Source organism: Pseudomonas asplenii (assembly GCF_001293465.1).
Lineage (GTDB): Bacteria > Pseudomonadota > Gammaproteobacteria > Pseudomonadales > Pseudomonadaceae > Aquipseudomonas > Aquipseudomonas fuscovaginae_B.
The window spans coordinates 56,344-69,377 of the sequence record NZ_JSYZ01000023.1 but is presented as its reverse complement, the minus strand read 5'-3'; the positions used below and the strand labels follow the sequence as shown (position 1 = coordinate 69,377).

The window sequence follows — 13,034 nt, the reverse complement described above, 5'->3', positions numbered from 1 at the left end:
AGTGGCGGATAATCGGGAACATCCCATTCAGGGAACGGTGAAATTCATCCAGCACAACCTGCCCGGGCTGGAGGCTGGCGAGTACCAGTTCACGGTCTCCCAGCGTGTCTCGCAGGAGCGGCAGAACTACGCCAGCCAGTATCACTTCGCGGTGCAGGCCCCGCGTTTCAGCCTCGACAGGAATGATATCCAGGCGGTGTTTCCGCCTGACCAGACCCAGGGCGAGTACACCAACACGCTGGCCCATGTGGTGTTCACCAAGCAGACCCTGCCGTGGATGCGTCGCCCCGGCCTGGCTGAGCCCGTGGTGGCTTTTCCCGACCAGGAGCATGACCACGATGTGCCGACCTGGATGGCCGTGTTGATCTTCGATGAAGACGATGAACTGGCGTTCAAGGATCAGGGGTTCAGTGCCAGTCCCCGTGCCGGCAAGTTGCGCGACCTGTTCTTCAAGCGCCCGCAGGGGCAGGGCAGCCAGGGCTATTCGTATTTCTATGCGGCTGCGGACCTGGACAGCTCCAGCGATGCGGCCCAGCTGGAGAAGTACCTGGACCATGGTCAGCAGGCCGAAGACGCCTGCAACTACATCGACATCCCCCTGGGGCTGTTTTGGAACGTGGCACCATCCCTGGACGACCTGAAGATGATGGCCCATGTCCGTAACGTGGAGATTATCCGCAAGGCGACGCAGAACGGTGTACCGGCCTCGCGTAACGACCTGTCCAGGGTCCCCGGCACTTCCAATTTCGCGATCGTCACCGGCAGTCGCCTGCCGCAGACCGGCAAGCGTTGCATTGCCCACCTGGTGTCGCTGGAGGCCCTGGAACCCTTCCTGCCGATTGACCCGGCCACCAGCGACAACGCCGCCGAGATCACTCGCCCGCGTTCGGTACAGGCGCCGGGTGAGTCGGCATTTGCCATCGACGACCAGGGGTTCATGCGCCTGGTTTCGCTCACCAGCTGGTCTTTCACTTCCACCGGCACGGGCAAGCGTTTCGAGCAACTGTTGCTCGAGCTCAAACCGAAGAACCCACTGCCCGAGCCGGACACGCCTTCGACCGTGGCCGCCAACTTTGCCATGGGCCTGCCGGTGACGGCGGTGCAGGCGGGTGATTCGACGCAAACCCGGCAGGCCAAGAACGCCCTGCAGATGGGCTACACGGCGCTCAGGCATCAAACCCGCGATGCCGGCAACACGGTTTCGTGGTATCGCGGCCCGCTGACGCCCTACCAGATCAAGACTCATACCGTTCCACCCACCTGGACCTCGGCGGACGCGGCAACCCATTACAATCCCGATACCGGGCTGTTTGACATCTCCTACGCGGCGGCCTGGCAGTTGGGCCAGTTGCTGGCGTTGCAGAACAAGCACTTTTCGGTACTGCTCTACAACTGGCGACGGGACAACCTGCGCGATGTGGTCGCGCAGATGGAGGCGATCGTGCTGCAGCAGTCGTTCGATGAAATCCGGCAGCAATTGCACAGTGATCCGCTGATCTACCCGTTGCTCAGGCCCTTCCTGCCGACCCCCGAAGCCACACTCGATACGGGCAACCTGGCGGTGGCCCGCTCGCACCGGGTCCGGCACCAGCGTGAAGTGCTGTCGGACGCCTCGCAGTTTCTGACCGTTGGCGACTCCCGATTGAGCGTGCCGCTGGAGATCTATACCTGGCTGGGCAAGCTCAAGCTGCTCGACGGCGTACCGTTCAATTACCTGGTGCCGGATGAACGGATGCTGCCATCGGAGTCGATACGTTTCTTCTACCTGGATGAGAACTGGATCCAGAGCCTGCTCGACGGCGCGTTGAGTATCGGCCGGGCTGTCACCGGCAATGCCGCCGATCCGTCGTTGGCCCACGATGTGGCGATCAGGGCCAAGGTCAACCGGCGAGCCACTGGCCATGCCTCGACCCTGCGCCGGGTCGCCCTGGGGCTGGAGGATCAGGCCGAGGAAAAAGTCGAAATGGACGTGGTCAGTGGCTTCGTTCTGCGTTCGCAGGTGGTGCAGGGATGGCCGGGGCTTGAGGTCAATGCCTACACCCCCGACGGCAAGGCCATGGACATCGTGCGCTTTGAGCGCCTGGCGCCAGACGTGCTGTTGTGCCTGTTCGAGCTCGATGGGCAGACCCTGGGGTCGCTGGACATTCACGAGCCTGCCGAGGGCTTGCATTTCGGCGTGGCGGACACCGAGCCGAAAAGCATCAACCTTCGCTACAACTTCACCAATGCCACCCAGACCCATACCGCCGGTGAACAGGTGCCGGATGTGTTCCAGAGCGTGCCCTTCCGCGATCAGGCACAGCGGTTGCTGCGACTGTATCGCCTGTCCAGGAACCTGCATGACCCCCGGTACGGTGACTACATCCAGGGTATCTACAGTGGCTTCGACCACCTGCCGTCTTCCGAATTCGCCTTGCAGATGGTCAAGGGCGTGGGCCTTGTTTCGTTCGATCTCAGCGCAGGAACCGACCAATGACCTTGATAATCCCTGTGAACGTACAAGCCCTGCGGGTCAGCACGAATGATGCGAGCCTGGTGACCAAGAGCACCGAGCTGTTCTGCGGTGCCACCACGAACTACGGCGGGTTGCCCTGGCGCGAGCCGGATCCCAATGGGGCCATCGTGCATTCCGGCACCTGGACCAAGGCCAATGTCAGTACCAACACCTACAACCCGATGAACCAGAATGTGATCGAGCAGCTCAAGGCGGGCATTCACCTGCATTGGGCCTTGCCCGATAGCATCGCCCAGGGACGCCAGGCGCCTGATGGTACGGTCGATTACCCGCCGGCGCCCAATCGTTGGCTGGTGACGCGCATCATCCAGCAATCACAGGGCACCCAAGTGAAGCAGTGGGTGGTCGAGAGCGATTATCTGATGACGCCCGAGCAGTACCGCTCGGAGTACTACCCGGCCAGTCAGCGCAACAGCATCTCGCTGCCGGTGGGTTGGGACGTGCCACCCGGCTATGACGTCGAGGGTAATGGCGGGGCGGCCTACTACCCGCCTTCACGGCGCATGGGGCGGGTCTTTGAACTCAGGAACTGGCAGCCCACGCCTGACGCACCGGGGGCGGCGCTGACCGATGTACGCCATCTGCCGGCGTTCGTGCTGTCGCCCGGCAACTTCATGGCCGCCGGGCAGAACCTGGGCTCGATCAGCGCCCTGGGCAACAGTGGGCCGACGTTCAGCGCCTACTATCCCGATTGCGCCAGCGCATTCGGTTTTCACGACACCTTCCTGGACCTGGAGCAAGACAAGCCACAGAAATGGCATCTGGACAATGTACAGTTCCAGGTGTCGTACCAGGTCAGCGGCTGGCACAGCAGCGCGGCCGATGACCCCCTGCAGGGCCAGGCCTTCAGGCAGGCGCTGGCTGTGGCCGAGGCTGACAACGCCAACAGGCCGGCCGATCGGCGACTGACCCCCGCGCAAGTGTTCGCCCAGGTGGTGCAGGGCTTCCATGGCTGGCAGTACCAGCCGACAGTTGATGAGCGGCCTTCACGCTGTCTGTACAGCGCACAGGTGGCGGGCATTCCCTGGAACACCACCGGGCAGAATCCGCTGCAGCCCAACACCCGGCCCGGGTTTCCCAAGTGCTACCTGGCGCCTTTGACCACCCGCGACGAGACGGTGCGCGCGGCCATGGGCAGCTCCAGTTCCTCCGCCCTGGCTGCCTTGATCAAGGAGCAGTGGAGTGGCTGGAAACCGCAGGAACCCCAGGGCGACCTGCCGCCGGCGAGTGACGAAATCGAGCACAACCTGGAGTTTCTGCTCGATGCCCTGCAGATGGGCCTTCTGGAGCGGCTGGGCCGCTCCCTGACCCTGGTCCAGCTGGAGCAGGAGGTGCATCAGAATGGCTTTGGCGCGCTGCAGTCCGGGCGTATCTGGATGATTCGCCAGAAACAGACGGGGAGCGGTTCGCCCTACGCTGCGCCGCAGGTGGTGCTGCCTGACGACAGCAACCAACTGGCGGAGAAACTCAACTCACTGAACCTGTACCAGCAGCGCCTGGACGCGCTGCTCAACATCATCGTGTCGTGTCGCCAGCAGATTTTCATGGACTGGTACAAGTACATCACCGGGCTCTACGACGAAACCGGTTCGGTGCCTTTCGACGTCACGCAGTTGAACAGCTACCTGGCCGAACAGATCCTGGACCTGTGGGCCAAGTTCGAAGCGGCCTTTGGCAAGTCTGCCGACGCGTCCCCGGCGACGGGTAACATTCCGGTTTTCCCTTGTGGGCCTCAGGACTTTCTCAGCCAGGCCGCCAATGGTACCTACCTCACCAAGGCTTCGCCGCAGAGCCTGGTCGGGCAACTGGTCTCCCAGGCCAATACGCTGGTGGGCCTGCTGGCCAGCGACTACAGCCAGTTCGAGTTGCAGACCACCAACGCGGCGCGTTTCTGGCAACCCAACGAGCCGGTGCTGGTGGTCACCGGCGACAGCCTGCAACCGGCCCGGCGTAATGGCAACGTCAAGAGCCTGCCATGCCGTCTGGGCGGGCAGTTGTTGAGCCAGGTCGGCACGGCGGCTGGCGCCCGGTTGACGGCCACGGTCCTGCAGGGCTCCCTGGCGCTCGGTGTGCCCCAGGTCAATCCGGGGCAGGGCCCGGAGGCGCGCGACCTGCAACCGATCCTCGCCGACCTGGCGCTTGTGCTGGGAGAAAAGAGTCTGCTCGACCCGCTGCTGGCACCGCAGATTGCCGGGGCACTCAACGGCGCGCCGGTGGCCGATGTACTGGCGGCCCAGCAGGCGCTCATCGGGAAAATCCAGCAGGCCTGGACGGTGAACTCGTCAGCGCCCTGGAAAACCCTGCCGATCATCGAGAACCCCAGCGCAACCGGCAATGGCTTGACGCTGACCTGGAGCGGGCAGGCCCCGCAGGGGTTGGCGCTCAATCATGCGCTGGACTGGCAGGACCCGTTCCTGCCGCTCTTTCTGGTCTGGGAGGCCAGCTACGTACCCTTCGAACACAATCGCAACGGGGTGCCGAACTACAGCACCGACTACATCACCGAACAGTTCCAGCTCGACGAACGCGAGATCGAACTGGTGCAGGGCAAGACCCCCGCGCAGCCGGTACAGAGCCAGGTGAAACTGAGCGACAGCATCCTGCTGTCGTCCAGGATTGCCGAGCCGCTGATCGAACAACTGCGCCGCTACCTGCAGGACAACGACAATCCCGAACTGCAGGCGATCGTCCAATACCTGCTGGACAAGCCGCTGCTGGCCCAGGGCCTGAGCGGGGTCAACGCCGGGTTCCTCACGCGGGCGGCGGGTTTGCAGCTCAACCCGTTCAACCCCTTCTACGATGAGGAGTCGACACCGGGCGCGCTGGTCGACGGCTTCGACAACACCCAGTACATCAACAGCCTGACCCACTTCGTGGCCTGGGCGGCAGGCGAGCAGACCGGGCAGGTACCGATCACTCAGCAGAGCCTGTACAACCTGTTGCGCGCAGGCTTTTTCACCCTCTCGAAGTTGCAATTGGTCGATGTGTTCGGGCGCAGGCGGGACCTGATCGATACCGAGCATTTCGAGGACAGCCGGAAGGTCACCGTCTCGTGGCAGATGCAGGCCCCAGACAACACCGCGGGCAAGGCTTACCTGGCGCCACGGGTTGCCCAGCCCAGTCGCCTGCTGTTTCGCTGGCTCAGCGCCGAGAACGACGAGGTGCAGATGAATCCGGTGCCCTCGACCTCGCCACTGTGCGGCTGGATCGTGCCGAACTACCTGGAGAATGCGCTGATGCTGTTCACCGGAACCGGGGAGGTGCTGGGTTCGCTCGGGGTGTTTGGCGCCCAGCAGCGTGTCACCTGGCATTCGGCGCCGGGCAATGCCGCCCGCTCGATGCAGCAGGACCTGGCCGATGCCAACCCCCACCTGGTGAAGTTGGCCACGTTCATCCAGGGCAAGCCCAGGGACTTTTTCGCGGCCTTGCTCGGTACCTTCGACAACGCCCATACCTACATCCTGCCGGATGACAAGCAGGCGGCCCAGGCGCAGGCGGTGTTGATGGGCCAGCCGCTGGCGCTGGTGCGGGCCAGCTTGCGCTACGAGATCCAGGGGTTGCCGGCCTCGGTGACCAGCAGCGAAGAACTGGCACGGTTGCTGCCGACCCAGAGCGACAAGACCTACGACTGGACACAGCGTGACAGCGCCGGTATCGGCCAGGTGGATATTCCCGTACGGCTGGGCGATCGTGATCACCTGGAAGACGGCCTGGTGGCCTACCTGCTCGATGGCGAGACGCCCTATACCACCCTATATGCCCCGGCAGCGCCGACCCCGGCGGTGGAGGGGATCGAACGGCCCGCAGCCGACACCATCACGCTCAACCTGCGCGCCAATATCGACCCGCCCGCGCGGCCCTATGCGGACGCCAGGGCGCAGATCGCCGACCTGCGCAACGTTCATGTTCCGTTGCAAAAGACCCTGAGCCTGCTGGTCGACCCTCGTGCGAGGGTGCATGCAACGACCGGCCTGCTGCCGGTCAAGGCCATTGGCATTCCACCCGACATCACGGCTGCGGCCTTGCGCAACATCGAGATGACCTTCTTCACCCACCCGATCCTGCGCAGTCGGCAGGGCCTGAGCCTGCCGGTGCCCCCCGAGTCGGGGTTCGTCTGGGAATGGACCACCAGTGTCCTGCGCGATGGCCAGCAGGTGCCGCATGACGAGGCGCTGCCACCCAGCCAGACAGGAGACCGTGCGTCGTTCTCCTATACACCGCAAACGGCTGAGGATGGCTGGCTCAAACTCAAGCCAGCACCGCAAACCGAATAGGGATTGGACAAGAGAGGGACCATGCCATGGCTGTGAGCGCGCAATTGCTGAATGACTCGACGAGCAAGCCCGACATCTATATCGGGCGCACTGACCTGGGGGCGTATACGCTGACGGTGACCAGCAGCGTGGCGGTGACCGCGACGGACATTCGCCTGCAGTTCCCGACCACGATCTTCACGGTATTGGATGTGTCGAAGATCATTGTCAGTAGTGGCGGCTGGAAGCCAACGGTCCAGGGTAACATGCTGGTGCTCAACGGCAGTCAGCCGATCGCTGCCGGGGGCAGCTTGCAGATCAGGCTGGGGGCGGTGCGCTCCAGCCTCCTCAGCCAGACCAACGCCGACCTCGGCGTACGGGTCAACGGACAGAACATTTCTCCTACCTTCAGGATTTTCCTGCTGCGCTACCCGGAGTCCGCCGGCGACCTTCGCCAGAACATGGCCGCAGCGCTGCTGCCGGACAGCAGCGTCTACCGGACGCCGCAGGACAACGACGTTATCCACAACCTGCTGCTGTTGCAGTTGAGCAACCTGCAGCCGGGCGAACCGCTGGTCACCAAGCCCTGGGTGCAGACCCCGACGGTGCTGTTGTCCTTCGTGTATGGCGACAGTATCGGTGCGCTCACGCCAGCCGACCCGCAGGACCAGTACTCGGCCTGGAACATCAAGGCCTCGGTGGAAGCCACCTACCATGATGGCCAGCAGACCTACGAGTGGGATGCCACCAATCCCGATCCGGGGGGCGGGGCCACCGACCCGATCTGGACGTTCAAACCGGTCGAAACCAACCGTGCCGTGCTGGGGGCGGGCAGCGGAGCGACGGCGTCGTTCATCGTCGAGGACATCACCACCCAGGCGCCGCACGGAACTACGCTGGCCTATCTGCAGTACAGCAATTTTCCCGGCTATGACGACGGCTACTTCTCCCTGCCGCTGCGAAAACTCGAGCCGACGCCGAACATCATCTTCTTCAATGCGGTACCGTCCAACCTGGCCAACCTGGGCGATGAAGTCACCTTGCGTTGGCAATGCTTCGACATTCGCCAGGTCAAGTTGCAGTTCGGCAACACCACCCTCGACAGCGCCAAGGGTGAGATTGGTACCGGGGTGAGCAGCATTGCCCAATACAGGATCAAGCTCGACACCACGACCCAGTTCACGCTCAATGCCTACCAGAAACTCAACGCTGGTACTCCGGATTTCACCAGCCAGTTCACCGTGAACGTGCCGCCGGTGGGTATCGATTCCTTTCTCGCCAGTGCCGATAGCGGCACCTTGCCGGCCGAGGTGCAACTGAGCTGGGAGATCCGGGCAGCCTTGTCGGCGACCATCACGGCGCCGGGGCAGAGCGATTACGAGATACCCGGGAAGGATCTGGCGGCAGGCCGTCACCCGGTATTTCCACCCAGGCCGTTGACCTACACCCTGACCGTTCAGGGGCAGGGTGGGCCGCTGGTCAGGAAGCTGGACCTGTTCTTTCTCAAGCGAGGTTTCACCACCTTCCACACGGATACCGATTTCAGGGCGTTGAGCGGCGCCATCCTGCTGGGCAATGCCCAGGTCCTGTGGCTGTTCTCACCGGACCACGGCAAGGCGATTTTCAATACGCGGGACGGGCAGACCTGGACCCAGGTGGCGGTCCTTGCCGACAGCTTTGCGGCACGCTCCAATGCCGGTGGCGTGTTTTGGAAGGGCAAGTTCTGGATCATGGGGGGGGACACCGGGTCCCAGCGCCTCAATGACATCTGGAGCAGCGGCGACGGCATGCAATGGACGCAGGTGACGGCGGGTGCGGCCTGGCCCGGGCGCAGTGATTTCGGGTGCGTGGTTTTCCAGGACAAGCTGTGGGTGATGGGCGGGGTGGACCAGAACTATCAGTTGCTCAACGACGTCTGGTGCACCAGCGATGGCAGCAACTGGCAAAAGGTTGGCACGGCAGGTTGGGTGCCACGCTCGCGTTTTGGCGTCGCGGCTTCGAGTACCACCCTCTATGTCGTGGGTGGCATGATCGACATCAATACGGTCAGTGGTGACCTGTGGACCTGCGAACAGGGCGGAACCTGGAATCAGCAGCCGGGGTTGCCGGCATTGAGCCGTTCGGACCCTATCGTATTCAGCCGTGACGGCGCCTTGTATGTTCTGGGCGGCATCGCGCCGGATGGTACGGCATTGAAGGATCTGCATCGCTATTCCAATAGCAGTTGGAGTGCTTTACCCGGGATCGATTGGACCGTATCGCGTCCGGGGGCCACCTGGTTCCGCGGGGGCCTGTGGATTGCGGCAGGTACCCGTGGGACCCATGACGCCGGTGCCGGGCCGAACAAGGATGTGTTTGTGCTGATGCTCTAGGTTGGGTTGACCAAGGCACAATAATAGCCATGAGCGGGGTGACCATGAACATTCTCCACGATGAGAGCGTCGATGGCGTTCTGCCGCGGGTCGATAAACAACAGTTGTTGTCCGCCCTTGCAGCCGACATCCCGGACCTGACCGTGCTCAGCCGCAGCGAAGACCTCAGGCCTTATGAGTGCGATGGGTTGTCCGCCTATCGCACGATGCCGTTGCTGGTGCTGCTGCCCGAGCGGATCGAGCAGGTCGAGTCGATACTCGTGATCTGCCACCGCTTGCAGGTTCCCGTTGTAGCGCGCGGCAGTGGCACCGGCCTGTCCGGGGGCGCGTTGCCGTTGGAGCAGGGCGTGCTGCTGGTGATGTCGCGCTTCAACCGGATCCTGGAGATCAATGCGCAAGGGCGTTATGCCAGGGTCCAGCCCGGCGTGCGCAACCTGGCCATCTCGCAGGCCGCGGCGCCGTTCAACCTTTACTACGCGCCCGACCCCTCGTCCCAGATCGCCTGCTCGATCGGCGGCAATGTCGCCGAGAATGCCGGCGGCGTGCACTGCCTCAAGTACGGGCTGACCGTGCATAACCTGCTGCAAGTGCAGATCCTCACCGTCGAGGGGGAACGGCTGACCCTGGGTGCCGAGAGCCTGGATTGTCCGGGTTTCGATCTGCTGGCGCTGTTCACCGGCTCCGAGGGCATGCTCGGGGTGGTGACGGAGGTGACGGTCAAGCTGCTGCCCAAGCCCCAGGTTGCCAAGGTGCTGCTGGCGGCGTTCGACTCGGTGGAGCAGGCCGGTGCCGCGGTCGGCCGCATTATCGCCGCGGGCATCATTCCCGGCGGGCTGGAGATGATGGACAACCTGGCGATCCGCGCCGCCGAGGACTTCATTCATGCCGGCTACCCGGTGGACGCGGCGGCCATCCTGCTCTGCGAGCTGGATGGGGTGGAGTCCGATGTGCATGACGACTGCACGCGGGTTCGCCGGATCCTGGTGGAGGCGGGCGCCACCCAGGTGCGCCAGGCCGAGGATGAGGCCGAGCGGGTGCGTTTCTGGGCCGGGCGCAAGAATGCCTTTCCCGCAGTTGGGCGTATCTCGCCGGACTACTACTGCATGGACGGTACCATCCCCCGGCGTGCGCTGCCGGGGGTGTTGAAAGCGATCGCCGAACTGTCCCGCGAGTACGACCTGCGCGTGGCCAACGTCTTTCATGCCGGTGACGGCAACATGCACCCGCTGATTCTCTTCGATGCCAACACGCCGGGTGAACTGGAGCGGGCCGAGCAGCTTGGCGGGCGGATCCTCGAACTGTGCGTGTCGGTCGGCGGCAGCATCACCGGTGAGCACGGCGTCGGCCGCGAGAAGATCAACCAGATGTGTGTCCAGTTCAACGCCGACGAGCTCACGGCGCTCCATGCCATCAAGGCGGCCTTCGATCCGGCGGGGCTGCTCAACCCGGGCAAGAACATTCCCACCCTGCACCGATGCGCCGAATTCGGTGCCCTGCATGTGCACAACGGTCAATTGCCTTTTCCTGAACTTGAGCGCTTTTGATGCACGAGAGAGCTTTCGACGCCAGTGCCCAACTGCTCGATCAGGTCAAGGCCGCGCTGGCCTCGGGTACCCGTCTCGACATCCGGGGCGGCCAGTCCAAGGCCTGGCTGGGCCGGGCGGTCCAGGGACAGGTTATCGATACCCGTGCCCACCAGGGCATCGTCAACTACGATCCCACCGAATTGATTGTCACGGCACGGGCCGGGACGCCGCTGCGGGTGCTTGAGGCGACCCTGGCCGAGCACGGGCAATGCCTGCCGTGCGAGCCACCGCATTTTGGCCCCGACGCCACCGTCGGCGGCATGGTCGCCGTCGGGCTGTCGGGGCCGCGCCGTCCCTGGGCGGGCTCGGTCCGTGATTTCGTGCTCGGCACGCGGGTGATCAGCGGCGAGGCGAAGCACCTGCGTTTTGGTGCCGAGGTCATGAAGAACGTCGCCGGCTACGATGTCTCGAGGTTGATGGCCGGCAGTTTTGGCTGCCTGGGCCTGATCACCGAAGTGTCGCTGAAGGTCCTCCCCAGGCCACGTGCGGTGGCCAACCTGCGGCTGGACCTGGAACTGCCGCAGGCCATGCGTCGTCTGGCCGAGTGGGGCCGGCAGCCGCTGCCGATCAGCGCGGCCTGTCATGATGGCCGCGTCCTGCACCTTCGCCTGGAAGGGGGAGAGGGCTCGGTCCACGCGGCCCGTGAGCGCCTGGGCTGTGAGACCGTCGAGCCAGGCTTCTGGGAGGACCTGAAGGAGCATCGCCTGGCGTTCTTCGCCGACTCGCGGCCCCTCTGGCGCTTGTCCGTACCGGCGATGGCCGCGCCACTGGATCTGCCCGGCGATCAATGGGTCGACTGGGGTGGCGCCCAGCGCTGGCTCAAGAGCGAGGCCGAGCCTGAGCGGATTCGGCATGTCGTCAGCCAGGTCGGAGGGCATGCCACCTGTTTTTCCGGTGGCGATTCGCCCTTCCACCCGCTGCCGCAAGGGCTGCTGCACTATCACCGCCAGCTCAAGCGCCGGCTCGATCCGCAGGGCATCTTCAACCCGGGCCGCCTGTACAAGGAGCTGTGAGACCATGCAGACCCATCTGAGTGACCAGGCCCGGGCCCTGCCTCGGGCGCAAGAGGCCGAAGCGATCCTGAGGAGCTGCGTGCACTGCGGGTTCTGCAACGCGACCTGCCCGACCTACCAGTTGCTGGGGGACGAACTGGATGGGCCCAGGGGGCGCATCTACCTGATCAAGCAGATGCTGGAAGGGCAGGCCCCAACGGCCAGTACCCGCCAGCATCTGGACCGCTGCCTGAGCTGCTGCAATTGCGAGTCCACCTGCCCCTCGGGGGTGAAGTACCACAACCTGCTGGATATCGGCCGGGCCGTGGTCGAAGAGGCGGTTCCGCGCTCGCTGTCAGAGAAGTCCCTGCGTACCGGCCTGCGCCTGGTGCTGGCCGAGCCTGCGGTATTCAGCCTGTTACTGCGCATGGGGCGTGCATTACGCCCGGTACTGCCGCAGGCACTCAGGGACAAGATTCCGAGCGAGGTACGGCCCGCCGGCAATCGGCCGCCGGTACGGCATGCGCGCCAGGTACTGGTGCTCGAGGGCTGCGTCCAGCCGAGCCTGTCGCCCAATACCAATGCGGCGGCGGCAAGGGTTCTGGATCGGCTGGGCATCAGCACGCTGCCCGTCCGCGAGGCCGGCTGTTGCGGTGCGCTGGACTACCACCTCAATGCCCAGGAAAAGGGCCTGGAGCGTGCTCGCCGCAACATCGATGCCTGGTGGCCGGCCGTGGAGGCCGGGGCCGAGGCGATCATCACCACGGCCAGCGGTTGTGGGGCCTTCGTCAAGGAGTACGGCCAACTGCTCCAGCGTGATCCCCGGTATGCCGACAAGGCTGGGCGAATCAGCTCCCTGGCCGTCGACCTGGTCGAAGTGCTGCGTGCAGAGCCGTTGCAGGAGCTGGCGTCGGGGATTGACTTCAAGGTCGCGTTCCATTGCCCCTGCACGCTGCAGCATGCCCAGCGCCTGGGCGGAGCGGTCGAGCAGGTGCTGGCACGACTGGGTTTCAATCTCACCGCAGTACCCGACGGCCACCTTTGTTGTGGTTCGGCGGGCACCTACTCCCTGACCCAGCCCGAACTCGCCCGGCAATTGCGGGACAACAGGCTCAATGCGCTCGAAAGCGCGAACCCGCAGGTCATCGCGACGGCCAATATCGGCTGTCAGATCCATTTGAATGGGGCCGGCCGCACCCCTGTACGTCATTGGATAGAGCTGGTGGATGAGGCGTTGGCCCCGGCAACCAGCCCCGGATGAGTACAGGGGATGCAGGTACGGGAAGCCACCGGAAGGGGACCAGGGCGCAAATAAA

At 64.1% G+C, this 13,034-nt stretch carries 6 protein-coding genes; all 6 read left to right on the top strand.

Translation table 11 applies throughout. The annotated features are described in order from the left end of the window. The first annotated feature begins 37 nt into the window (after nt 1–37). From PF66_RS26355 to glcF, 6 genes are read left to right on the top strand one after another with little or no spacing between them, the layout of a single operon-like run. The gene (locus PF66_RS26355) at nt 38–2,476 is read left to right on the top strand and encodes a hypothetical protein (protein WP_054057645.1); all 2,439 of its coding nucleotides are present in this window, start codon (nt 38–40) and stop codon (nt 2,474–2,476) included. Then, on the top strand, nt 2,473–6,789 hold the full coding sequence (locus PF66_RS26350; RefSeq protein ID WP_054064270.1) for a hypothetical protein: 4,317 nt from the start codon (nt 2,473–2,475) through the stop codon (nt 6,787–6,789). Before PF66_RS26355 ends, PF66_RS26350 begins: the two co-directional genes overlap by 4 nt. Nucleotides 6,790–6,815: 26 nt before the next feature. Beyond that, a complete protein-coding gene (locus PF66_RS26345) occupies nt 6,816–9,140 on the top strand; it encodes a Kelch repeat-containing protein (protein ID WP_054064269.1) in 2,325 nt (774 codons plus the stop codon). 44 nt (nt 9,141–9,184) lie between these two features. Beyond that, nucleotides 9,185–10,684 (top strand): glycolate oxidase subunit GlcD, encoded by a 1,500-nt coding sequence (gene glcD / locus PF66_RS26340; protein WP_054064268.1) that lies wholly within the window; start codon nt 9,185–9,187, stop codon nt 10,682–10,684. Next, entirely contained in the window at nt 10,684–11,739 is a 1,056-nt protein-coding gene (glcE, locus tag PF66_RS26335; protein ID WP_054064267.1) for a glycolate oxidase subunit GlcE, read from the top strand. The genes glcD and glcE overlap by 1 nt, the downstream gene beginning before the upstream one ends. 4 nt (nt 11,740–11,743) lie before the next feature. After that, nucleotides 11,744–12,979 carry a glycolate oxidase subunit GlcF gene (gene glcF, locus PF66_RS26330; protein WP_054064266.1) on the top strand — a complete coding sequence of 412 codons (1,236 nt, stop codon included), beginning with the start codon at nt 11,744–11,746 and terminating at the stop codon, nt 12,977–12,979. Nucleotides 12,980–13,034 lie beyond the last annotated feature (55 nt).

Coding starts and splice junctions, on each gene's coding strand:
- PF66_RS26350 (WP_054064270.1), top strand. CDS start 2,473: ATGACCTTGATAATCCCTGTGAACGTACAAGCCCTGCGGGTCAGCACG.
- PF66_RS26345 (WP_054064269.1), top strand. CDS start 6,816: ATGGCTGTGAGCGCGCAATTGCTGAATGACTCGACGAGCAAGCCCGAC.
- glcD (WP_054064268.1), top strand. CDS start 9,185: ATGAACATTCTCCACGATGAGAGCGTCGATGGCGTTCTGCCGCGGGTC.
- glcE (WP_054064267.1), top strand. CDS start 10,684: ATGCACGAGAGAGCTTTCGACGCCAGTGCCCAACTGCTCGATCAGGTC.
- glcF (WP_054064266.1), top strand. CDS start 11,744: ATGCAGACCCATCTGAGTGACCAGGCCCGGGCCCTGCCTCGGGCGCAA.